The following is a 22,622-nucleotide window of genomic DNA, read 5'->3' on the forward strand; positions in this document are numbered from 1 at the left end:
AGAGTTGTCCACAGGGTCGAGCGCGATGCCTCGCTCCGGGCTACCTTTGGCGCTGCCGTCGTCCGAAGGGGACGGCGCGGAACGGGGGTTCGGCATGGCGCGGCAGCGGACACGGCAACAGGGGCCGGTGGGTGCCCGGCGGAAGGTGGAACAGGTAGACGCCGCAGGCGTGCGGACTCAGCCCTGCGAGCCGTCACCGGTCTCCCGGAGCGGGCGGAAGAGCCCCTCCTGGGTGACGGAGACGGCGAGCCCGCCCTCCCGCGTGAAGATCTGGCCGCGCGCCAGGCCCCTCGCGCCGGTGGCGATGGGTGACTCCTGCTGGTACAGGAACCAGTCGTCCGCCCTGAACCGCCGGTGGAACCACATCGCGTGGTCGAGTGAGGCGAGATCGAGTTTGCGTTCTCCCCAGAGCGGTTCGACGGGGATGCGTACCGCGTCCAGCAGCGTCATATCGCTGGCGTAGGTGACCGCGCAGGTGTGTACGAGCGGGTCGTCCCCCAGCGAGCCGATCGCTCGCATCCACACCGCGCTGCGCGGCTCCGCGCCCGCCAACTCGTCCTCGCTCCAACGCAGTCGCTCCACGTAGCGGATGTCGAACGCCTGCCTGCGGGCCATGCGCTCCAGCCGCTCGGGGAGGCTGCCGATGCGCCCCTTGATCTCGTCGACGAGCCGCGGCAGCTCCTCCGGGGGCGGGACGTCCGGCATCGGCATCTGGTGCTCGAAGCTCGGCTCCGGCCGATGGAAGGAAGCGGTGAGGTTGAAGATGGTCCGCCCCTCCTGCACGGCTACCACCCGGCGCGTGGTGAAGGAGCGCCCGTCCCTGACGCGCTCCACCTGGTACACGATCGGCACCCCGGGGCGGCCGGGGCGCAGGAAGTACGCGTGGAGCGAGTGGACAGGGCGCTCGGGCTCCGTCGTGCGTCCGGCGGCCACCAGCGCCTGGCCCGCCACCTGTCCGCCGAAGACCCGTTGGAGGGATTCGTGCGGGCTGCGTCCGCGGAAGAGGTCGAGGTCGATGCGCTCCAGGTCGAGCAGGTCGACGAGGTGCTCGGCCGGGCTCTGGTCGGTCACGGCCTCGGCTCCTTCCCACTCGGCGCGACGGGTGTCACAACCGTCCGACATCGGTGATCTTCAGCACTGCGCGGCCCTCCGCGTCGGAGGCGGTGAGGTCGACCTCCGCGGAGATGCCCCAGTCATGATCGCCCTGCGGGTCGTCGAAGGTCTGCCGGACGCGCCAGAGGCCGTCCTGGGGCACCTCCTCGATACGGAGCAGCTTGGGGCCGCGTGCGTCCGGCCCCGTACCGAGGTCGTCGTACTCATCCCAGTAGCCGTCCATCGCCTCGGCCCACGCGTCCTCGTCCCACCCCGACTCCGCGTCGAGCGCGCCGAGTTCGGCGACCTTGTCCAGCGCCGCGAGCTCGACCCGGCGGAAGAGGGCGTTGCGCACGAGCACCCGGAAGGCCCGCGGGTTGCCGGTCACCGGCTTCACCTCGTCGGCGCGGTCCTGGGCCTCCTCGGCGGTCTCGTCCTCCGGGTTGGCGAGCTGCTCCCACTCGTCGAGGAGGCTGGAGTCGACCTGGCGCACCAGCTCGCCCAGCCAGGCCGTGATGTCCTGGAAATCCTCCGACTTCAGGTCGTCGGGGACGGTGTGCTCCAGCGCCTTGTAGGCCCCGGCGAGGTAGCGCAGGACGATCCCCTCCGTCCTCGCCAGCTCGTAGAAGGAGACGAACTCGCTGAAGGTCATGGCGCGTTCGTACATGTCCCGCACCACCGACTTCGGGGAGAGCGGGTGGTCCCCGACCCAGGGGTGCGACCTGCGGTAGAGCCCGTAGGCGTGGAAGAGGAGCTCCTCGAGCGGCTGCGGATGGGTGATGTCCATCAGCCGCTCCATCCGCTCCTCGTACTCGATGCCCTCTGCCTTCATCTCGGCGACGGCTTCGCCCTTCGCCTTGTTGGTCTGCGCGGCGAGGATCTGGCGCGGATCGTCGAGCGTCGATTCCACCACCGAGACCATGTCCAGCGCGTAGGAAGGGGATTCGGGGTCGAGGAGCTCGAAGGCGGCGAGCGCGAACGTCGAGAGCGGCTGGTTGAGCGCGAAGTCCTGCTGGAGGTCGACGGTGAGCCTGATCCGCCTGCCTTGCGCGTCGGGCTCGTCGAGCTGCTCGACGATGCCGCCGTCGAGGAGGGAGCGGTAGATCGCGATGGCGCGCCTGATGTGCCGCAGTTGGCTTCGGCGGTCCTCGTGGTTGTCCTCCAGCAGCTTCCGCATCTGCTGGAAGGCGTCGCCGGGCCGCGCGATGACGGCGAGGAGCATCGCGTGCGTGACGCGGAAGCGCGAGGTGAGGGGCTCCGGGTCGGAGGCGATCAGCTTCTCGAAGGTCTGTTGGCTCCAGTTGACCGAGCCTTCGGGCGCCTTCTTCCGCACCACCTTGCGGCGCTTCTTCGGGTCGTCGCCGGCCTTGGCGAGCGCCTTCTCGTTCTCGATCACGTGCTCGGGCGCCTGCGCCACGACGAACCCGGAGGTGTCGAAGCCTGCCCGCCCGGCACGCCCCGCGATCTGGTGGAACTCCCGCGCCCGCAGCGTGCGTACGCGATTCCCGTCGTACTTCGCCAGCGCCGTGAAGAGCACGGTACGGATCGGCACGTTCATACCGACCCCCAGCGTGTCCGTGCCGCAGATGACCTTGAGGAGGCCGGCCTGCGCCAGGCGCTCGACGAGCCGCCGGTACTTCGGCAGCATCCCCGCGTGGTGCACGCCGATTCCGTGCCGGACGAACCGGGAGAGGTTGCGGCCGAAGCCGGTGGTGAAGCGGAAGTTGCCGATGATCTTTGCGATCTCGTCCTTCTCGGCGCGCGAGCACATGTTGATGCTCATCAGCGCCTGAGCTCTCTCCACCGCCTGCGCCTGCGTGAAGTGGACGATGTAGACGGGAGCTTGGTGCGTCTCCAGCAGTTCGGTGAGGGTCTCGGTGAGCGGCGTCGTCCGGTACTCGTAGCTCAGCGGTACGGGGCGGGTCGCCGAGCTGACGACGGCGGTCGAGCGGCCCGTGCGTCGGCTGAGGTCCTCCTCGAAGCGCGAGACGTCGCCGAGGGTCGCGGACATGAGGACGAACTGTGCCTGCGGCAGCTCGAGGAGCGGGATCTGCCAGGCCCACCCGCGGTCCGGCTCCGCGTAGAAGTGGAACTCGTCCATCACCACTTGGCCGATGTCCGCGTCGGCGCCGTCGCGCAGGGCGATGGAGGCGAGGACCTCTGCGGTGCAGCAGATCACCGGGGCATCGGAGTTGACCGAGGCGTCCCCCGTGAGCATCCCGACGTTCTCGGTGCCGAAGAGCTTGCAGAGGTCGAAGAACTTCTCCGAGACGAGCGCCTTGATCGGCGCCGTGTAAAAGGTGACCTTGTCCTGTGCCAGCGCGGCGAAGTGGGCTCCCGCGGCGACGAGGCTCTTACCCGAGCCGGTGGGCGTCGAGAGGATGACGTTGGCCCCGGACACCACCTCGATCAGCGCCTCCTCCTGAGCCGGATAGAGCGAGATACCCCGCTCTTCCGCCCAGTCCGAGAAGGACTCGAAGAGGGCGTCCGGATCGGCGTCGGCGGGCAACTGATCGATAAGGGTGGCTGTCACGGCCCCCATACTGCCTTGCCTCCCGGGCGATCGGTGAACCGGTGCGCCCGCGGTGATCATCGGACGCTACCCTGTGTCGCCGACCGGGTGTCAGATCGGAACCGACGGCACCGGAAGACCAGTCACCGGTGCTCCGGCGGCTCGTGGCGAGCCGCGCGCACGCGGACCGAGAGACAACCACAGGGCGGGGATAGAGATGATGGGACCGGCGCATTCGCTGTCGGGAGCGGCGGCGTGGCTCGGAGTGGGTGCGGCGGCGGCCTGGCTGGAGAACCCGATGCCCTGGCCGGTGCTCCTGGCGGGCATGCTCATCTGCTCGGGCGCCGCACTCGCCCCCGACCTCGACCAGAAGTCGGCCACCATCTCCCGTGCTTTCGGGCCGCTCTCCAGAGCCCTGTGCGGAATCATCGACACCGTCTCCACCGCCGTCTACAACGCGACCCGGGGAAAAGGGGAGAGGCAGCGGTCGGGAGGGCACCGCACACTGACCCACACCTGGCCGTGGGCGCTCTTCATCGGCGGCGGGTTCTCCGCGATCGCGTACTTCGGCGGGCGCTGGGCCGTGCTGGTGATCCTCTTCATCCACATGGTGCTCGCGGTGGAAGGGCTGCTCTGGCGTGCGGCGCGGGTCTCCAGCGACGTCCTCGTCTGGCTGCTCGGCGCCACGAGTGCCTGGATGCTGGTGGAGATACTCGACCGCCCCGGCAACGGGGCCGACTGGCTCTTCGGCGCCGACGGCCGGGAGTACCTGTGGCTCGGGGTGCCGATCGTCGTGGGGGCGCTGGTCCACAACATCGGGGATGCGCTCACCGTCTCGGGGTGCCCGGTCCTGTGGCCGATACCGATAGCGGGCAAGCGCTGGTATCCGCTGGGCACGCCCCACTTCATGCGCTTCAGGGCCGGCGCGTGGGTGGAGAACGCGGTCCTCATGCCGGCCTTCATGGTGCTCGGCGGCGCGGGCAGTCTCGTCGCGCTCGGAGTGGTCTGAGCCGCGCCCGGGCAACCGCCCGTGGAGAGCGGCACGTTGGCCTTGGCCGGTCCGAGGAGGCGGCGCGCCGTGGCTGAGGCAGGCGACCGTCCGGAGCCGGTGGGGCCTGGCACGAGCAACTCGCCGTCGGCGCACGGCTCTCCACCGAGAGCGCCCGGTTGCTGACGGCTGAGCGCGGCGCGTGGCACGGCGTCGGGAAGTGGCTCCCCCGGCGTCTGCGTGCGGCCGATCCCTTTCTCGGGCCACGCCTCCTCGACGGGTACTCGGAGCTGGCGGAGCGACGGAACCGGAGCCGCTCGTTGCCGCCGTCCGCGGTGTCCCGAACCTGTTCGGCGGTGCACTCCGTGAGGGGTTCGTGCAGGGACGCCGGCCTCCGGGGGGGGCTGAAGCGTGGGACGGCCGGCGGAGTACATCGGGTTCGTCTCCGCATGCGTGAACGAGCCGTCTCACCGCGGGAGTTGCCTTCTCGTGCGGCGACGGAGGTGCGGGGATACGTCACGCTCCGGCTGACGGGCTCGTGTCGGGGTGCTGCTTGGAAGGCGCACCCTGGGGTGCCCCGTCGTCCCGCTGGGTCCCGTCGCCATGGCTGCTTCCTACCGGAGGAGCGGGGACGCGGCCGGAGAGTCGCCGAAACCGGTGCCTCAACCCGGCGTGACCGTCGAGGTGTTGGGTACCCGGCGCCCGGAGGTGAGAAGAGTGATTCCTTTGCTTCTCGTCCTGTTGCTTGTCCTGCTCCTCTTCGGGGCGGGCTTCGCCGTGAAGGCGCTGTGGTGGATCGCGCTGGTCGTCCTGGTCGTGTGGCTGCTCGGCTTCGTCGTGCGCCCCGGCACCGGAGCAGGTCGCGGTCGCTGGTACCGCTGGTAGAAGGGAATGCGTGCGGGCGTCCGGGGCAACGGTCCGGGGCGCCCGCCGACGCGTACGGCCGCCGGGGCTTCGCGCCTCGGTGCGGGGCCGAGCCCGTTCTTTCACTGTCCGGCACCGAACCCGCCCCGTGCCGTCACCGAAAGCCGCGAGCCCACCCGTCGTCCTCCGCAACGCCGACTCCTGGGCCGCCCCGGTCACTTCAGCGACTCAGCCCCGGCCGTCCCCTCAGTTCCCCGCGTCGGTGGCGCCGGCGCGCAGCCAGCGGTAGCGGTGTTCGGGGCGTCCGGCCGAGCCGTACCGCATGCGCAGTTCGACGCGGCCGTCGGCGCAGAGGTGTTCCAGATAGCGGCGCGCGGTGACGCGTGAAACGCCGGTGCGTGCGCTGACGTCGACGGCCGACAGGTCGCCTTCGGCGCCGCGGAGCACGTCCGCGACGAGTTCGCTCGTCGTCGACGTCAGCCCCTTGGGGAGCGCCGGGGCCGCGACGGGGGAGCGCATCAGCGCGAAGAGCCGGTCGACCTCCCGCTGCGAGGCGGCCTCGCCCGCGTCGGTCATCTTGCTGCGCGCGACGGCGTACCGCTCCAGCCGGTCCCGCAACGCTGTCAGCGGGAAGGGCTTCAGCAGGTAGTGGACGGCGCCGCCGTGCAGCGCGGCGCGCACCTGGTCGATGTCGCGCACCGCGGTGATGACGAGGAAGTCGACGGGATGCCGGACCGCGGTCTCGGGCGCGCGCAGCGTGCGCAGCACCGAGATCCCCGTGTCGTCGGGGAGGTAGAGGTCGAGGAGGACGAGGTCGGGCCGCAGCCGCCGCACCGCGTCGAGCGCGTCGACGGCGGTGTGCACGATGCCTGCTGTGGTGAACCCCGGGAGCGAGTCGACGAGTTCGCGGTGGTTGCGGGCCACCCGCGCGTCGTCGTCGACGACGAGGACCCTGATCACGAAGGCACCGCCCGCGTCACGGCGACACCCCGCGCGGCCTCGGCGACGGGCAGGTACGCGGTGAACACGGCCCCCTCCTCGCTGTCGGCCTCCCCTGGCACCACCTGGACACTGCCCGCGCGACTCTCGCAGACCTGGCGCACCAGCGCCAGCCCCAGCCCGCGACCGCCGCTGTCCCTCGCGGCTTTGGTGGTGAAACCGTAGTCGAAGATCTCCTCGGCGAGTTCGGCCGAGACCCCGCCACCGGAGTCGATGACCCGGACTTCGACGAGGTCGCGCAGCAACTCCTCGCCGTCGGCCGGGTGGACGCGGACGAGCACTTCCAACCAGCCCTCGCCGGCCGCCGTGACGGAGTCGAGCGCGTTGTCGACGAGGTTGCCGAGGACGAGGAGCACGTCCGACCGCAGCGTGCTCGGCAGCGGCGAGGGCACACGGCTCATCGGCGAGAGCAGCAACTCCGCGCCGCGCTCGGTCGCTTGGGCGGACTTCGCGAGGGCGAGCGCGGCGACCGCCGGGTCGGCGATCCGCTCGCTCACCTCGTCGCTGGCCCGTGCGTGGGCGGCGGAGAGGTCGGCGAGGTAGGCGCGGGCCTCTTCCGTGGCGCCCAGCTCCAGCATCCCGGCGACGGTGTGGATGCGGTTGGCGAACTCGTGGGACTGCGCCCGCAAGCCGCTCGTGACCGTGCGGGCGCCGTCGAGTTCGCCGGTGAGCCGGTCTAGTTCGGTGCGGTCGCGCAGCGTCACCACCGCTCCTGCCGTGCGGCCCCGCACCCGTACCGGCATCCGGTTGCAGACGAGGATGCGGGCTCCGGCGAGGACGATGCGGTCGGCGCCGGGGTCGTCGCCGGAGACGATGTCGCGCAGCCGCGCATCGAGTCCGAGGTCTTCGAGCATGCGGCCCTCGCTCGCCGGGGGCAGGTCGAGCATCTCCCGCGCGGGCGGGTTGACGAGGACGATGCGGCCCTCCGTGTCGACGGCGAGTACGCCCTCCCTGACGCCGTAGAGCAGCGCCTCCCTGCTCTCCAACAACGCCGTGATATCAGCGGGTTCGAGCCCGTACGTCTTGGCCCGCCCCCGGCGCGAGAGCACGAAGGCGCCGGCCGCGCCGAGCACCAGCACCGTCGCGGTGGTCCCCAGCACCCAGGGGAGCGCGGCGGTGGCCTCGCTCGTGATGTCCGAGGTGAGCACACCGACCGAGACGTACCCGACGACCTCGTTCCCCGAGCGCACCGGCACCTTCGCACGCACGCTGCGGCCTTGGGTGCCGGTCTGCTCACCGCTCCACTCGTGCCCGCTGGCCGCCGGACCCGGCGGCGTGGAGACGCGCTTGCCGATCAACTCGTCGTCCACGTGCGACATCCGCATGCCGTCGGGCGTCGCCACGACCACGTACAGCGCACCCGTCGCCCGCTGGACGTCGTCGGCGAGGGGGTCGAGCACGCGCGCGCCGTCCGGGCGCGGCAGCGCCTCCCGGACCTGGGGCATGAGGGCGACCGAGCGGGCGATGGTGAGCACACGTGCGCTGTACTGCCGGTCCAACTCGTCGTCGTGGTGGGCGATCCAGAGGCCGCCCGTCGCCGTCACCGCGAGGGTGAGGAGCAGGACGCAGCCAACGAAGAGGGAGCCGGTGAGGGAGAGACGGCGGGGGCGCGGAAGGTGCATGAGGAGACATCGGGGAGAGGAAGAAGCGGGGTACGGGCCCGGGCGGGCGGCGGTACAGGGGCCGGCCGGGCGGTGCGGGCGCAGCCGGATCGCGACCAATACGACCACTATGACGTCAGTGTTAACAGATCTCGAACGTGCCTGTAACCGCGCTCACACTGTGGTGCACCCCGCAGCGCCTGCCTCCCGCGGGAGGCGGTGCGCCGCGGTTGGCGAAAGGCCCGGCAGGCGCCGGGCACCGCACCGAGGAGAGAAAGGACGGACGGGATGAAGTCTGCCAGGCTCCTGAAACGTACGGCGGCCGTATCCGCTGCCGTGCTCCTGGTCGGGGCCGCCGTCGTCGACGTACGGCAGAAGGCCGCGTCGGGCAGCGGTCCGGGCGAGAAGCTGATGCTGATCGCGCCCGCGGCGCCCGGCGGCGGCTGGGACATGCTCGCGCGGGAGATGCAGAGCGGCCTGCGCGAGGAGGACCTGCGCTACAACGTCGAGGTCGCCAACGCGGAGGGCGCCGGCGGGACCATCGGCCTCACGCAGAACGCCAACAGGCACGGCCAGGACAACGTGCTCACCATGTCGGGCCTCGGCATGGTCGGCGCGGTCGAGTCCCTCGACTCGCAGCACACCATGGCCGATTCGACGCCGATCGCCCAACTCGCCTCCGAGTACCTGACGGTCGTCGTCCCCGCCAAGTCCCCCTACAAGACCCTCGACGACCTCGCCGAGGACTGGCCCGGCAAGGCGAAGGACCTGCCGGTGGCGGGCGGATCGATGGGCGGCGTCGACCAGATCTTCGCCGCACGGGTCGCGGAGAGCATGGACACACCCCCTGCGGAGATCAACTACCTGCCGTACGCGGGCGGAGGCGAGGTCCTCACCTCGCTCCTCTCCGGCACGGCCGACGTCGGCTTCGGCACTCTGGGCGACTTCAGCGACCAGTTGGAGACCGGCTCCGTCCGCGCCCTCGGCGTCTCCTCGAAGGAGCGGCTGGACGGCGTCGACGTGCCGACGATGGCGGAGGAAGGGTACGACGTGGAGATGTCGAACTGGCGCGGCGTCATCGCACCGCCGGGGCTGACGCGGGCGGAGACGGCGAAGTTGGAGCGCGTCGTCGAAAAGCTCAGGAACAGCCCCAGTTGGGCCGACACCCTCAAGCGCAACCGGTGGACCGACACCTACCAGGGCCGCGCCGAGTTCGAGGAGTTCCTGAAGAAGGAGACGGCGGAGACGAGGAAGACCGTGAAGGCGCTGGGGCTGTGATGACGAACCGACAGAACCCCGCGCAACCGGACGACTCCGCCGAGACCGCCGAGACCGCCGAACCCCCGCCCACCGCAGGCGACGCGGACGCCACCGAGCCGCCGGCCGCCGCCCCGGCGCCCGACGCCGACCCGACCCCGGACGCCGAGGCGGCCCACGACCCGGAGACCGCGCCGTGGACGGGGCGTACCGCCTGGGTCTTCCCCGGGCTCGTTGCGCTCTTCGGCGCCGTCGCCGTCTGGGGCGCCCTCACCATCGAGGCCCCGCCGCACAGTCCGCCGCCGGGTCCCGGGGTCGTTCCCGGCATCGTCGGCGCGCTGCTGCTCCTCGTCGCCGCCCGCATGGTCTTCGTCAACCTGCGCGTGGCGCGGCGCATACGCGAGGGTGCACAGGCGCCGGGCGCCCCCGGGGTCGACTGGCCGCCCGTGGGGATCATCGTCCTCACCCTCGCCGTCCACGTCGCGCTGCTGGAGCCGCTGGGCTGGCTGCTCTCCGGAGCGCTCCTCTTCTGGGGCGTCGCGTACGCCTTCGGTGCGCGGACCTGGGTGCGGGACGCGGTGGTCTCCCTGTCGATGTCGGCGGCCGTGCAGGTCGGCTTCTCGCTCGGCCTCGGGCTCAACCTGCCCGGTGGCGTACTGGAGTTGGTGCTGTAACCATGGATGCGATAGTCCTCCTCCGCGACGGCCTCGCGGCGGCGCTGACGCCCGGCAACCTGCTGTGGGCCTTCTGCGGCGTCCTCCTCGGCACCGCCGTCGGCGTCCTGCCCGGCATGGGCTCGGCGATGGCGGTGGCGCTCCTGCTGCCCGTCACCTTCCAGATGGACCCGACGAGCGCGTTCATCCTCTTCGCCGGCGTCTACTACGGCGGCATGTTCGGCGGCGCGACGACCTCGATCCTGCTCAACACCCCGGGGCAGGCGTCCTCGATCGCCACGACCTACGAGGGCCACCGGATGGCGCTCGGCGGGCGTGCACCGCAGGCGCTCGGCACAGCGGTGATCGGTTCGTTCGTGGCGAGCATCATCGGCACGCTCGTCGTGGCGCTCTTCGCGCCCACGATGGTCGACTTCGCGCTGAAGTTCGGTCCCGGCGAGTACTTCGCGCTCACGGTCTTCTCCTTCGTCGCGGTCGCAGCGGTCGTCTCGGGGTCGGTGCTGCGGGGCGTCGCCTCGCTCCTCATCGGCCTCGCGATCGGGCTCGTCGGCATCGACGGGCAGAGCGGCGCGCCCCGCTTCGACTTCGGCTCGCCCGTCCTGCTCGACGGCATCGACATCGTCATCGTCACCGTCGGCCTGCTCGCGCTCGGCGAGGTGCTCCACGTCGCCGCACGCGGCAGGAACGCCCCCGACCTCGCCTCCATCCGCGCGGGCAAGCCGTGGCTCAAGCGGCGCGACGTGCGCCGCTCCCTGCCGGCGTGGCTGCGCGGTACGGCGCTGGGCACGGCCTTCGGGCCGATCCCGGGCTCCGGGGCCGAGATCCCGACGTTCCTCTCGCTCGGCGCGGAACGGCGGCTCGCCAAGCGGCGCGAGCAACGCGGCGGCGGCGAGAGCGAGTTCGGCAAGGGCGCCATCGAGGGCGTCGCGGGCCCCGAGGCCGCCAACAACGGGAGCGCGGCCGGCAGCCTCGTCCCCCTGCTCGGCCTCGGCCTCCCGACCTCGGCGACGGCGGCGATCATGCTCGCGGCGTTTCAGCAGTACGGTCTCCAGCCGGGGCCCGTGCTCTTCGAGCGCAACGGCGACCTCGTCTGGACGCTCCTCGCCAGCCTGCTGATCGGAAGCGTCCTGCTGCTGGTGATCAACCTGCCGTTCGCGCCGCTGTGGGCGAGGCTGCTGAAGCTGCCGAAGCCCTACCTCTACGCCGGGATCACCCTCTTCTCGGTGCTCGCCGTCTACGCGATCAACGCCTCGGTCGTCCACCTCGTGATGCTGATCGGCGTGGCGCTCCTCGCCTTCGTCATGCGGCACTTCGGGGTGCCCGTCGCGCCGGCGCTCATCGGCGTCGTCCTCGGGCCGATCGCCGAGAGCGAGCTGCGCCGCGCCCTTGCTGCCTCGGCGGGGGACCTGTCGATCCTCGTCGACAGCGGGATCTCGCTGACGCTCTACGCGCTGGTCCTGATCGCCGCGTTCATCCCGCTCGTCTCGCGCGTGCGCCGCCTGCGCGCCGAGCGCAGGGAGCGGGAGACGACGGGGGCCGGCACCTCCTAGTACGGTCCGGCGGCGGCGCGTCGTTGCTCGCGCCGCCGCCGGTTCACGGCTGTTCCTGGAGCGCCGGCACGTGTCTCGTCATCACGCGCACACGCACCGCCGCAGCATGGCACGGGGCGCGCTCCTACCCGTGCCACGACCGCCACAGTGCCGCGTACGCGCCGTCCGCGGCGAGGAGTTCGGTGTGGCTGCCGAACTCGCTGATACGGCCGTCCTCGACGACGGCGATGGCGTCGGCGTCGTGCGCCGTGTGCAGCCGGTGGGCGATGGCGACGACGGTGCGGCCGTCCAGCACCGTGGCGAGGGAGCGCTCCAACTGCCGGGCCGCGCGCGGGTCGAGGAGGGACGTCGCCTCGTCGAGGACGAGGGTGTGCGGGTCGGCGAGGACGAGTCGCGCGAGGGCGATCTGCTGTGCCTGCGCCGGTGTCACGACCGCTCCGCCCGAGCCGACCTGCGCGTCGAGACCTCCTTCGAGCGCCGCTGCCCACTCGGACGCGCCGACGGCGCGGAGCGCCGCCCACAGCTCGGTGTCGCGCGCCTCCGGTCTGGCGAGCCGCAGATTGTCGCGGAGCGGTCCGACGAAGACGTGGTGCTCCTGGTTGACGAGCGCCACGTGCCGCCGCACGTCTTCGGCCGGCATCGTCCCCAACTCGGCGTCGCCGAGAGTGAGTCGCCCCTCGCGGGGCCGGTAGACGCCGGCGAGCAACCGCCCCAGCGTCGACTTGCCCGCTCCCGAAGGGCCGACGAGGGCGACGCGGGAGCCGGTGCTGACCCGCAGGGTGAGCCCGTGGAGGACATCGGCGCCTTCGAGGTAGCCGAAGCGGACGTCCTCGGCGCTGAGGTTGCGCCCCGAGGGCTCCGAGCCGAGTTCCCCCGCCTCCGGATCGATCTCCCGCACCCCGACGAGGCGAGCCAACGACACCTGCGCGACCTGGAGTTCGTCGTACCAGCGCAGGATCATGCCCACGGGTTCGATGAGCATCTGGGCCAGGAGCGCGCCCGTGGTGAGCTGCCCCACGGTGATCCACCCCTCCAGCGCGAACGCGCCGCCGAGCATCAGCACGGAGCCGAGGACGAGCATGTCGGTGAGGTTGATCGTCGGGAAGATGATCGTCCGGAGCCACATCGTGTACCGCTCCCATCCCGTCCACTGCGCGACACGGCGGTCGCTCAGCGCCACTCGCCGTGCGGAGAGCCGGTGGGCCTCGATGGTGCGGCCCGCGTCGATCGTCTCCGCGAGCGCGGCGGCGACGGCGGCGTACCCGGCGGCCTCCGAGCGGTAGGCGCGCGGCGCCCGGCGGAAATACCAGCGGCACCCGAGGAGAAGCACCGGGAGCGCGACGAGTAGCGAGACGGCCAACTCCGGTGCGGTGAAGGCCAGTGCGCCGATGAGCAGCAGCGCCCAGGCGACGCCGATCGCAAGCTGCGGTACGGCTTCGCGCATGGCGTCGGAGAGGCGGTCGATGTCGGTGGTGATCCGCGAGAGGAGGTCGCCCGTCCCCGCCTTCTCCAGGACTCCGGGAGGCAGCCGCACCGAGCGGACGAGGAAGTCCTCCCGCAGATCGGCAAGCATGCGTTCGCCGAGTACGGCGCCGTGCAGCCGGACCTGCCGGGTGAAGAACGCCTGGAAGGCGAGCGCGCAGAGGAAGAAGGCGACCGTGCGCGCCAGCGGCAGCTCGCGCTCGCCTGCGGCGAGCCGCTCCACGAGCCCGCCGAGGAGGTGCGGCCCCACCAACGAGGCGAGCACGGCCGCGCAGTTGAACGCCATCAGCAGCCCGAACGCGAGCCGGTGCCGGCGGAGCAGCTCCCGCACGTACGTGCGCACGGTGCGCGGGCTCCCCACGGGGAGAGTGGTGGCGTCCTCGGGCGCCGCCGGGTCGTAGGCGGGCGGTGGGACGCCGATGCGGCCGCTCATACCGTCGCCTCCTGTTCCTGACCGTCCCCGCGCTCGTCGTCCTGCACGGGCGTAATCGGCGTGCGGCTGCCGGTGCCCGGGGTGCCGCGGGCGACGACGGAGCGGTACGCGGGCTCCGTACGCAGCAGTTGGGCGTGGTCGCCCACGGCTCGTACCCGGCCGTCGACGAGGAGCGCCACGTGCTCTGCCCGGTCGAGGAGGAGCGGGCTCGTGGTGAGCACGACGGTCGTGCGTCCCTTGCGCAGTCCCTCGATGCCGGCGGCGATGCGGGCCTCCGTGTGCGCGTCGACGGCCGAGGTCGGCTCGTCGAGGACGAGGACGTCCGGGTCGGTGAGGAGGGAGCGGGCGAGGGCGAGCCGTTGGCGTTGCCCGCCGGAGAGGGAGCGTCCGCGTTCGGTGAGGTGGGCGGCCATCGGGTCGCCTCCGCACTCCGGGCTGGAGCGCACCAACGCCGTGAGTACGTCGGCGCATTCGGCGGCGCGCAGCGCGTCGTGCGGCTCGACGGCGCCGGAGGAGGGTACGTCGAGGAGCGCGGCGAGGGTGCCGGAGAGGAGCGACGGGTCCTTGTCCTGGACGAGGACCGCGCGGCGTGCCGCTTCTCGCGGCACATCGTCGAGGGGGACGCCGCCGAGGAGAGCGGAGGGCTCTCCGCTCGGCGCGGGCGGGTGGCCGCCGAGCCGCTCGGCGAGGCGCCCGGCGGCGTCGGGGTCGTCGCAGACGACGGCGGTGAACGTGCCCTCGGGGGCGCGCAGTCCGCTCGCCGGGTCGTACAACTCGCCTACGGGCGGCTGCCGTACGTCCCCTTCGCCGGCGTCCTCTGCCGCGCGTTCCAGCGCCAGCACCCTGGCGGCACGGGCGGCGGAGGGGCGCGAGAAGGAGTACGCCATGGCGAACTCCTGGAAGTCGCGGAGCGGCATCAGCAGGTACGTCACGAGTCCGTAGACGGTGACGAGGCGGCCCACGGAGAGTGTTCCGGCGAGGACGGCGTGCGTGCCGTACCAGACGACGCCGACGAGGAGCAGCCCCGGCAGCGCGACCTGGACCGTCTCGATCAGCGCCCACATCCGCGCGGTGCGCACCGCGGCCGCGCGGACGCGCTGGGACGCGTCGCGGTACCTGCCGAGGAAGAGTTCTTCGCCGCCGATCCCGCGGAGCACCCGGAGTCCTGCGACGGTGTCGGCTGCCAACTCGGTGGCGTGACCTGCCAGTTCGCGCTGGCGGTCGGCTCTCCGGGTGGCCAGGGGCAGGAGCGGGAGCACGGCGAGCGCGAGGCAGCAGAGGCCACCGGTGGCGAGGAGGCCGAGTTGCGGTTCGTAGACGAGGAGCGCGGCACAGACCCCGAAGGCGGCGAGCACGGAGGAGGTGAACCGGGAAGTCGACTCGACGCACCAGCCGATCTTCTCCACGTCCCCCGTGGAGACGGCGACGACCTCGCCCGCAGCCACCTTCCGGGTGAGGCCGGCCCCGAGCCTCGCGGCACGGCGGGCGAGGACCTGCTGGATGCGGGCGGCCGCGGTGATCCAGTTGCTCACGGACTGGCGGTGGAGCATGGTGTCGCCGAGGGTGACGGCGAGCGCGAGCACCGCCAACACCGCGCCGGCGCCGGCGAGTCGGCCGCTCGAGCCGTCGGTGACGGCCTGCACGGCGGACCCCACGACGACCGGCAGCAACGCCACGCCGCCGCGGTGCAGCATCCCCCAGCCGAGCGCCCGTAGCTGGCCGCCGAGTTGACCGCGGCCGAGCCACAGCAGCAGCCGCGCCCCCGAACGTGCGTCGGGTCGGCCGGGGTCGTCGTAGGGGAGATCCTTGAGCTGCATGGCGTCCGGTTCTGCTGGCGGGTTCTGCGACCGTCACAGGCTGGGTGGAATGATGACGGAAATCAACGGGTTTTTCCGTGCCGCCGATCCGTGTCCGTGCCGGGTGCGACGATGGATGCGAGAGGAGACCGGGGCGAGCGACGCCGCGGGGACGAGCACGGGAGGTCGGGTGTCGGCAAGGGCGAGGGACGCGGACGGCAGGGCGAACTCACCGACTGTGCACGGTCGGCGGCGGCGCGCGGGGCGCAGCCCGGCGCGGGCGTGCGCCGCGGTGGTGTGTGCCGCAGCGCTGGTCGGGACGCTCGCCGGGTGCGGGGGAGCGCCCGAGGAGGCGGCTGAGCGGAAGCCGAGCGGCGGTCCCTCGACGGCGTCGGCCGATGCCAGGCACGGTGACCCGAGGCACGTCCCGGGCGTGGGCGAGCGGTACCGCGCGAAGATCCCTCGCGGGAGCAGCCAGGTGGTCGCCGTCTACGGAAAGGGCAAGGACTCCGCGGAGTCGACCGTCCGCCTCCTCACCCGCAAGGGCGAACGCTGGACGCAGCAGGAGAGTTGGCCGGCGCACAACGGACGCAAGGGCTGGGCGAAGGACCACCGCGAGGGCGACAAGCGCAGCCCCGTCGGCGTCTTCACGCTCTCCGACGCCGGCGGCGTCAGGAGCGATCCCGGCGCGGCGCTGCCCTACACCAGCAGCACCGCCTTCACCCCTCCCGCGTACTGGCCGAAGAAGACCCGGCACGACTTCGACTACGTCATCGCAATCGACTACAACCGCGTCGAGGGCACCTCACCTCTCGACCCGACCCGCCCGGAGGGCGAGACGAAGGGCGGCAGTATCTGGCTCCACCGCGACCACGGCGACGGCACCTCTGGCTGCGTCACCCTCTCGTCGGCGGCCATGCGCCACCTGCTGCGCACCCTCGACCCGGACCGCAAGCCCGTGGTGGTGATGGGCGACCGCGCGACCCTCGCGGGGTGAACTCCGCACGCACGGGGGCGAGTCGGCGACACGCGCCCCCGTGCCGACGGGCCGCCGGCACGGGGGCGGGGACTCACCCCTGCGGGTCGTCGGGCTGTTCGGAGTCGAGCCCGTCGCGCTTCTTTCGCCACTCGCCGCGGGTGAAGTCGGGGATCTCCTGCGGCGCTCCGTGCGCCTTGATGGAGGCGTGGCTCAGCGGTACGGGGGAGGACCAGGTCGCCGCGTCGTAGACGTCGAAGTCGGGGACGAGGCCGAGGCGCATGCACTGCATCAGCCGGAAGAGCATCACGTAGTCCATGCCGCCGTGGCCGCCGGGCGGATCGGCGTGCTCCTTCCAGAGCCAGTGGTCCCGGTCGGCGTACTTGTCGAAGTCGCCCCACTCGTCGCCGGACATCTCGGGCTCCAGGTAGATGCGCGGCGGGTAGTCCTCGAAGACGCCCTTGGTGCCGGCGAGGACGTTGAGGCGGTCGTAGGGGTGCGGGTTGGAGACGTCGTGCTCCAGCCGGATCAGCCGGCCCTGCGCCGTCTGCACCAGCGATATCGACATGTCGCTCTCGATGTAGCTCTCCTTCCAGCTCTCGTGCCCGGGCGGCATGTTCTCCTCCCGGTATGCGGCGAGCCCGAGCGCGGGGGAGCCGAAGGTGGAGATGCGGACGGCGCGGTCGCCGCGGTTGACGTCGAAGTAGCCGGCGATGGGGCCGAAGCCGTGGTTCGGGTAGAGGTCGCCCCGCAGCTTCGTGTGCCAGCGGCGGCGCCACGGGCCCTCGTAGTAGTCGGGGTCGAACATCAGCTCACGGAGGTCGTGGAGGTAGGCGCCGGCGCCGTGGAGCAGGTCGCCGAAGAGGCCCTCGTGCGCCATGCGGAGCACGCGCATCTCGTTGCGCCCGTACGCGCAGTTCTCCAACTGCATGCAGTGGCGGCGCTGGCGCTCGGAGAGGTCGACGAGCTCCCACAGCTCGTCGACCCGGAGCGCCAGCGGACACTCCACCCCGACGTGCTTGCCCTCGCGCAGCGCCGTCCTCGCCATCTCGAAGTGGAAGTCCCACGGGGTCGCGACGTAGACGAAGTCGACGTCGCCGCGCGCGCAGAGTGCGGCGTAGTCCTCCTCCCCCGAGGTGTAGAGCGCGGGTGCCGGTTGGCCCGCGTCTGTGACCTTCTTCGCGGCGCGCTCGGCCTTCTCGCGGACCGGGTCGCAGAGCGCCACCACGCGCACGCCCTCCAGCGCGAGGTAGAGGTCGATCATGCTGCCGCCCCGCTGCCCGAGCCCTACGAGCCCGACGCGGACGGTTCTGTGGCGTTCGAAGGGGGTGTCCACCATCGTCCGGCCCTTGCGCGGCGGCGCTTCGGCGGACGTGGCCGCCGCGGGGGAGGCGGCTGCCGCCTCTCCCGCTCCGAGCGCGCCGACGCTCAGGCCCGCGCCTGCTGCGCCGGCGCCGCGCAGTAGGGAACGGCGACTGAAATCGGGGATGTTCACGGAGACCTCCAGCGGGTTGGAGAGCCACCCCCGGGCCGGCGGAGCGGGTCCGGCGCGCTCGGTCGGCAGCTCTGCGTACGTCGGAATCCTCAACTCCGCGCAGGACACTGCACGTTGGAGGGGTGTTGGCGCAAGAGCGCGGCAAGATCCGCAAGGTGATGGCGGGTTTTCAGAAAGTTCGTGGAAACACTTGCGGAAGTCTTGACGTGCTCACATAGCCGGCGGCAGTCTCACCGTTACCCTCACGGCGGCCCGGGCGCGGCTGCCCTTTCGGAAGACGGAGCGCACCCGTACCACGAAGGAGCCGCACACCATGAAGACCCCCGAGAAACGGCGCTGGATCAGCGCGGGCACCGCAGGGGTGCTCGCCGCCGGCGGCCTCGTCGTCCTCGCGCCCTGGCAGTCCCAGGCCACCCCGCCCGGCGAGAAGGCGGTCACCGCGACCCTCTTCGAGCGCCCCTTCACTTCCGTCGCGCAGGCGTGCGAGGAGGACCTCGGCCCGGCCGGGTACGGCTACGTCGAGGTCTCGCCGGCGATGGAGCACATCGAGGGCGACCAGTGGTGGACCTCGTACCAGCCGGTGAGCTACGAGATCGCCGGACGGCTCGGCGACCGCGGGGAGTTCGAGGCGATGGTCGCCGCCTGCAACCAGGCCGGCGTCGAGGTGATCGCGGACGCGGTGATCAACCACATGACCTCGGGCTCCGGTACCGGCACCGGAGGCACCGCGTACCAGAAGTACGAGTACCCCGACCTCTACGAGGACGGCGACTTCCACACCTGCCGCAACGACATCTCCGACTACACCGACAGGGACGACGTCCAGAACTGCGAACTCGTCGGCCTCGCCGACCTCGACACCGGCAGCGAGAAGGTGCGCGGCGCGATCGCCGGCTACCTCGACGACCTCCGCTCGATGGGCGTCGCCGGCTTCCGCATCGACGCGGCCAAGCACATGGCGGCCGACGACGTCGAGGGGATCAAGGCGGCGATGAGCGAGGACCCGGGGTTCTGGGTCAGCGAGGTCATCCACGGCGAAGGCGAGGCCGTCGGCCCCGACGAGTACACGGGCGTCGGCGACGTCGACGAGTTCCGGTTCGGCACCCACGTGAGGAGCGCCTTCGAGGGCGGCGACCTCGGCTCGCTCCAGGACATCGCCGAGGGGAAGCTGGACGGCGGCGACGCACGCACCTTCGTCGACAACTGGGACACCGAGCGGAACGGTTCGACGCTCAGCTACAAGGACGGCGACACCTACGCCCTCGCGAACGTCTTCATGCTCGCCCACCCCTACGGCTCGCCGAACGTCTACTCCGGCTACGAGTTCGACGACGAGGACGCCGGCCCGCCCAGCGGCGGCGAGGGCTGGACCGACATGCACGCGCGGTCCGACGTCACGGGCATGGTCGGCTTCCGCAACGCCGTCGGTGACGCGGAGTTGGGCGACTGGTGGTCCGAGGGCAGCGCGCTCGCCTTCAGCCGCGGCGACGCCGGCTTCGTCGCCCTCAACAACGGCGACGGCACCCTCGACCGGTCCTTCTCCAGCTCCCTCCCGGCCGGCACCTACTGCAACGTCGCCTCGACGGAGGGCGGTTGCTCCGACACCGTCGACGTGTCCGAAGACGGCACCGTCCAGACAACGGTGCCTGCCCACGGCGCGGTAGCCCTGCACACGGGGGCCACCGCCTGACGACGCTTCCCGCGCTGCCCCTGCCGAGCGGCGGGGGCAGCGCCTCGTGCGCCGCGCCGGGTCCGACGCGCCCGTGGCGAGGGCTCGCGGACCGTGGCGGACCATGCGTGCCCGCTCGCCTGGCCCGTGTCGCTCACGTCACCGGCCCACTTCTCGCGCACCTTCCGGGCCGCCTTCGGCGAGACCGCGCACCGCTACCTCCGGACGGCGGCCGCACGGTGCCGGGCAGGTCCTACTCCGGACGCGTCGCGCGCTCCAGCTCCAGTACCACCGAGCGGTAGCCGCGCCCGCCGGTCGCCTGGGACATGCCGATCTCGCACATGCGGTTCGCGGAGAGGTGCGCGTCGAAGTCGCGCGAGCGGACCTCGGCGGCCTCCTTCGCGGTCGCTGAGGCGGTCAGCTCCCAGTGGAGCATGCCGCGGTCGCCGGCGAAGCCGCAGCAGCCCGCGTCGAGCGGAACCACGACCTCCTCGGCCACGGATTCGGCGAGCCGGGTCAACTGGTCCGCGTCGCCGAGGTGTTCCATCGAGCACGTCGGGTGGACGACGGCGGAGCCCGAGCGGCGCACCACCTCCAGTCGGGGCAGCAGCTCCTCGGCCGCCCAGACCAGTGAGTCGACGATGGTGAGTCGTTCGTGGAGCTTGCGGTTGGCGGGCGTGAGGTAGGGGACGACCTCCTCGGCGATGCCCAGGGTGCACGAGGAGGCGTCGACGACGAGCGGCAGTTCACCGCCGTCCGTCCACTGCCAGGCCGACTCCACGATGCGGTTGGCCATCACCTCGTTGCCCTCGCGGTACCCCTTCGAGTGCCAGATGGTGGCGCAGCAAGTTCCGCCGACGTCCTCCGGAATCCACACCGGCCGCCCCGCTCTCGCCGAGACGAGCACCATCGCCTCGGGGAGCGTGGGCTCGCGGCCCTCCGAAGGCGGGTCGGCGAAGATGCGGTTGACACACGCCGGGTAGTAGACGGCGCTCGCCTGTGAACGGTCCGTCGCCGGGAGCCGCTTCGCGGCGGCGCCGGGGAGTTCGGTGAGCCACTCCGGCATCAGGTCGGGGCGCACCGCCTTGCGGGCGGCGCCGGTCACCGAGGTGAGGAGCCGGTCGCCGAGCCGGTCGCGCACCCGGTCGGCCGCTGCGACGGCGAGCCGCGCCGAGCGCTCGACGGCGCCGAAGCTCTTGGCGGTGCGCGCGGCGGTGCGCTCCTCGCGAGGTGAGTGCCTGGCGTGCCGGAACTCCTTCATCATGGCGCCCGTGTCGATCCCCACCGGGCAGGCGAGCTTGCAGGTGGAGTCGCCCGCGCAGGTGTCGACGGCGTCGTAGCCGTAGGAGTCGAGGAGCTCGTCGCCGACGGGGGAGTGCGACGCCTGGCGCATCATCTCGCGGCGCAGGACGATGCGTTGGCGGGGCGTGGTGGTCAGGTCCCCGCTGGGGCAGGTCGGTTCGCAGAACCCGCACTCGATGCACGGGTCCGCGACGGCTTCGACCTGCGGGATGCTCTTCAGTCCCCGCAGGTGCGCCCGGGGATCGCGGTCGAGGAGGACCCTCGGCGCGAGCACGCCGTCCGGGTCGAACGCCTCCTTGACCCGCCACATCAGACCCGTCGCCTTCGGGCCCCACTCCATTTCGAGGAAGGGCGCGATGTTGCGTCCGGTGGCGTGCTCGGCCTTGAGGGAGCCGTCGAAGCGCTCGACGGTCAGCCGGCAGAAGTCGTCCATGAACGCCGCGTACCGCGCGACGTCCGCCGGCGCTGCCGCGTCGAAGGCGAGGAGGAAGTGGAGGTTGCCGTGGGCGGCGTGGCCCGCGACGGCGGCGTCGAAACCGTGCTCCTCCTGAAGTTCGAGGAGCGCCTCGCACGCCTCGGCGAGCCGGGCCGGCGGCACGGCGAAGTCCTCGGTGATCAGTGTCGTACCGGAGGGCCGCGAGCCGCCCACGGCGGTGACGAACGCCTTGCGCGCCTTCCAGTACCCGGAGATCGTCGCGCCGTCCCTGGTGAACTCGTTGGTGACGGACGGTACAGGCGCGACGAGGTCCAGCCCCTCCGCCACCCGCCGTGCCGCCTGCTCCTGCCGTTCCTGCTCCGCCTCGTCGGGTGCCCGGAACTCGACGAGCAACGCCGCGGTCCCGTGCGGCAGTTCGGCCCAGTCCTGCGGCACGCCCGCGACGCTCACCGAGGCGCGCAGCGTGTTGCCGTCCATCACCTCGACGGCGAGCGCCCCCGCCTCGTTGAAGTGCGGCACGGCGGAGGCGGCGGCCTGGAGGGAGGGGAAGAAGAGCAGCCCGGCAGTGGTTCGGCGGTGCAGCGGGAGGGTGTCGAAGACGAGGTCGGAGAGGAAGCCGAGGGTGCCTTGGGAGCCGACCATGAGTCCGCGGAGGATCTGCGCGGGGGTGTCCGCGTCGAGGAAGGCGTCGAGCCGGTAGCCGTTGGTGTTCTTCAGCGTGTACTTGGCGCGGATGCGGGAGACCAGCTCCTCGTCCGCCTCGATCTCGGCCTTCAGCTCCAGCAGGCGCTTGCACAACTCGGGTTCGGCTGCGGCGAGCCGCTCCTCGGCGTCGGGGGCCCCGGTGTCGACGACGGTCCCGCTCGGGAGGACGGCGGTGAGCGAGGCGACGGTCCGGTAGGAGTTGCGGGTGGTGCCCGCCGTCATGCCGGACGCGTTGTTGGCGACGACGCCGCCGACGGTGCAGGCGATCGCGCTCGCCGGGTCGGGCCCGATGAGCCGCCCGTACCGCGCCAGCGCCGCGTTGGTGCGCACCACGGTCGTTCCCGGGCCGATGCGGGCCCGGTGCCCGTCCGCGTCGAGCACCTCGACGCCCGCCCAGTGCCGCCGGACGTCGACGAGGATGTCCTCGCCCTGCGCCTGCCCGTTGAGCGAGGTGCCCGCGGCGCGGAAGACGACGTTGCGCCCGTTGCCGCGTGCGTAGGCGAGCACGGCCGCGACGTCCTCTGCGTCCTCGGCGAGGACCACGACGAGCGGCACGAAGCGGTAAGGGCTCGCGTCCGAGGCGTACTTGACGAGGTCGGAGACCTTCCAGAGCACCTTCTCCGTGCCGAGCAGGCGCTCCAGGTCGCGGCGGAGCCGCTCGGGGGCGCCGCCGGCGCGGTCGTCGGCCACCCGGTCGGCGGACGGTGTGCGGTCGGGCTTCCCTGTGGGACGCAGGGCGCCTGGTTCGGGTTCGAGGAAGGGCACCGTTGGCCTCCGGTTCTCGCAGGGTG

The 22,622-nt window shown here is 71.9% G+C and carries 15 protein-coding genes; 7 read left to right on the forward strand and 8 right to left on the reverse strand.

Going from position 1 to position 22,622, the window contains the following annotated elements:
• Positions 1–177: 177 nt before the first annotated feature.
• Positions 178–1,071 carry an acyl-CoA thioesterase gene (locus tag F603_RS0102845; RefSeq protein ID WP_019544501.1) on the reverse strand — a complete coding sequence of 298 codons (894 nt, stop codon included), beginning with the start codon at positions 1,069–1,071 and terminating at the stop codon, positions 178–180.
• A gap of 34 nt (positions 1,072–1,105) precedes the next feature.
• The gene (locus tag F603_RS0102850; RefSeq protein ID WP_019544502.1) at positions 1,106–3,634 is read right to left on the reverse strand and encodes a DEAD/DEAH box helicase; all 2,529 of its coding nucleotides are present in this window, start codon (positions 3,632–3,634) and stop codon (positions 1,106–1,108) included.
• A gap of 187 nt (positions 3,635–3,821) precedes the next feature.
• Here F603_RS0102850 and F603_RS0102855 point away from each other — a divergent pair, with 187 nt between their 5' ends.
• Positions 3,822–4,613, forward strand: a complete 792-nt coding sequence (locus F603_RS0102855; RefSeq protein ID WP_026328080.1) for a metal-dependent hydrolase — start codon at positions 3,822–3,824, stop codon at positions 4,611–4,613.
• A gap of 696 nt (positions 4,614–5,309) precedes the next feature.
• Positions 5,310–5,477, forward strand: coding sequence for a hypothetical protein (locus F603_RS0102860; protein ID WP_037955126.1), 168 nt, complete (start codon positions 5,310–5,312; stop codon positions 5,475–5,477).
• A 225-nt stretch (positions 5,478–5,702) separates the two neighbouring features.
• Here the strand turns inward: F603_RS0102860 and F603_RS0102865 are convergent, their stop codons facing one another.
• Together F603_RS0102865 and F603_RS0102870 are read right to left on the reverse strand one after the other, a co-directional pair.
• Positions 5,703–6,416, reverse strand: coding sequence for a response regulator (locus tag F603_RS0102865; RefSeq protein ID WP_019544505.1), 714 nt, complete (start codon positions 6,414–6,416; stop codon positions 5,703–5,705).
• Positions 6,413–8,077 (reverse strand): ATP-binding protein, encoded by a 1,665-nt coding sequence (locus F603_RS0102870; RefSeq protein ID WP_019544506.1) that lies wholly within the window; start codon positions 8,075–8,077, stop codon positions 6,413–6,415. The genes F603_RS0102865 and F603_RS0102870 overlap by 4 nt, the downstream gene beginning before the upstream one ends.
• 267 nt (positions 8,078–8,344) lie before the next feature.
• On the opposite strand from F603_RS0102870, the gene F603_RS0102875 reads away from it, so the two are divergent.
• Genes F603_RS0102875 through F603_RS31470 form a run of 3 tightly spaced genes read left to right on the forward strand, consistent with a single transcriptional unit; the run spans position 8,345 to position 11,537 of the window.
• Positions 8,345–9,334 (forward strand): Bug family tripartite tricarboxylate transporter substrate binding protein, encoded by a 990-nt coding sequence (locus tag F603_RS0102875; protein WP_019544507.1) that lies wholly within the window; start codon positions 8,345–8,347, stop codon positions 9,332–9,334.
• Positions 9,334–9,987: a tripartite tricarboxylate transporter TctB family protein gene (locus tag F603_RS0102880; protein ID WP_019544508.1), complete on the forward strand. Its 654-nt coding sequence runs from the start codon at positions 9,334–9,336 to the stop codon at positions 9,985–9,987. The genes F603_RS0102875 and F603_RS0102880 overlap by 1 nt, the downstream gene beginning before the upstream one ends.
• Before the next feature lie 2 nt (positions 9,988–9,989).
• The gene (locus tag F603_RS31470) at positions 9,990–11,537 is read left to right on the forward strand and encodes a tripartite tricarboxylate transporter permease (RefSeq protein WP_019544509.1); all 1,548 of its coding nucleotides are present in this window, start codon (positions 9,990–9,992) and stop codon (positions 11,535–11,537) included.
• Between the two features lie 124 nt (positions 11,538–11,661).
• Here the strand turns inward: F603_RS31470 and F603_RS0102890 are convergent, their stop codons facing one another.
• Together F603_RS0102890 and F603_RS0102895 are read right to left on the reverse strand one after the other, a co-directional pair.
• Positions 11,662–13,452 carry an ABC transporter ATP-binding protein gene (locus F603_RS0102890; RefSeq protein ID WP_019544510.1) on the reverse strand — a complete coding sequence of 597 codons (1,791 nt, stop codon included), beginning with the start codon at positions 13,450–13,452 and terminating at the stop codon, positions 11,662–11,664.
• The gene (locus tag F603_RS0102895) at positions 13,449–15,269 is read right to left on the reverse strand and encodes an ABC transporter transmembrane domain-containing protein (RefSeq protein ID WP_019544511.1); all 1,821 of its coding nucleotides are present in this window, start codon (positions 15,267–15,269) and stop codon (positions 13,449–13,451) included. The genes F603_RS0102890 and F603_RS0102895 overlap by 4 nt, the downstream gene beginning before the upstream one ends.
• A 274-nt stretch (positions 15,270–15,543) precedes the next feature.
• Between F603_RS0102895 and F603_RS0102900 the strand changes: the two genes are divergently transcribed.
• Positions 15,544–16,245: a L,D-transpeptidase family protein gene (locus tag F603_RS0102900; RefSeq protein ID WP_026328081.1), complete on the forward strand. Its 702-nt coding sequence runs from the start codon at positions 15,544–15,546 to the stop codon at positions 16,243–16,245.
• A gap of 73 nt (positions 16,246–16,318) precedes the next feature.
• On the opposite strand, the gene F603_RS0102905 is transcribed toward F603_RS0102900, so the two are convergent.
• Positions 16,319–17,731 carry a Gfo/Idh/MocA family protein gene (locus F603_RS0102905; RefSeq protein ID WP_037955227.1) on the reverse strand — a complete coding sequence of 471 codons (1,413 nt, stop codon included), beginning with the start codon at positions 17,729–17,731 and terminating at the stop codon, positions 16,319–16,321.
• A 301-nt stretch (positions 17,732–18,032) separates the two neighbouring features.
• Between F603_RS0102905 and F603_RS0102910 the strand changes: the two genes are divergently transcribed.
• Positions 18,033–19,409, forward strand: coding sequence for an alpha-amylase (locus tag F603_RS0102910; RefSeq protein WP_019544514.1), 1,377 nt, complete (start codon positions 18,033–18,035; stop codon positions 19,407–19,409).
• A 232-nt stretch (positions 19,410–19,641) separates the two neighbouring features.
• Here F603_RS0102910 and F603_RS0102915 read toward each other — a convergent pair whose 3' ends face one another.
• Entirely contained in the window at positions 19,642–22,596 is a 2,955-nt protein-coding gene (locus F603_RS0102915; protein ID WP_019544515.1) for an FAD-binding and (Fe-S)-binding domain-containing protein, read from the reverse strand.
• Between the last annotated feature and the right edge of the window lie 26 nt (positions 22,597–22,622).

The sequence above is a fragment of the Streptomyces sulphureus DSM 40104 genome (assembly GCF_000381025.1).
GTDB lineage: Bacteria > Actinomycetota > Actinomycetes > Streptomycetales > Streptomycetaceae > Streptomyces > Streptomyces sulphureus.

What these genes read in the sequence shown, in the direction of transcription:
- F603_RS0102870 (WP_019544506.1), bottom strand. Translation starts at nt 8,077, where the DNA reads ATGCACCTTCCGCGCCCCCGCCGTCTCTCCCTCACCGGCTCCCTCTTC.
- F603_RS0102880 (WP_019544508.1), top strand. Translation starts at nt 9,334, where the DNA reads ATGACGAACCGACAGAACCCCGCGCAACCGGACGACTCCGCCGAGACC.
- F603_RS0102850 (WP_019544502.1), bottom strand. Translation starts at nt 3,634, where the DNA reads ATGGGGGCCGTGACAGCCACCCTTATCGATCAGTTGCCCGCCGACGCC.
- F603_RS0102875 (WP_019544507.1), top strand. Translation starts at nt 8,345, where the DNA reads ATGAAGTCTGCCAGGCTCCTGAAACGTACGGCGGCCGTATCCGCTGCC.
- F603_RS31470 (WP_019544509.1), top strand. Translation starts at nt 9,990, where the DNA reads ATGGATGCGATAGTCCTCCTCCGCGACGGCCTCGCGGCGGCGCTGACG.
- F603_RS0102890 (WP_019544510.1), bottom strand. Translation starts at nt 13,452, where the DNA reads ATGAGCGGCCGCATCGGCGTCCCACCGCCCGCCTACGACCCGGCGGCG.
- F603_RS0102855 (WP_026328080.1), top strand. Translation starts at nt 3,822, where the DNA reads ATGATGGGACCGGCGCATTCGCTGTCGGGAGCGGCGGCGTGGCTCGGA.
- F603_RS0102895 (WP_019544511.1), bottom strand. Translation starts at nt 15,269, where the DNA reads ATGCAGCTCAAGGATCTCCCCTACGACGACCCCGGCCGACCCGACGCA.
- F603_RS0102910 (WP_019544514.1), top strand. Translation starts at nt 18,033, where the DNA reads ATGAAGACCCCCGAGAAACGGCGCTGGATCAGCGCGGGCACCGCAGGG.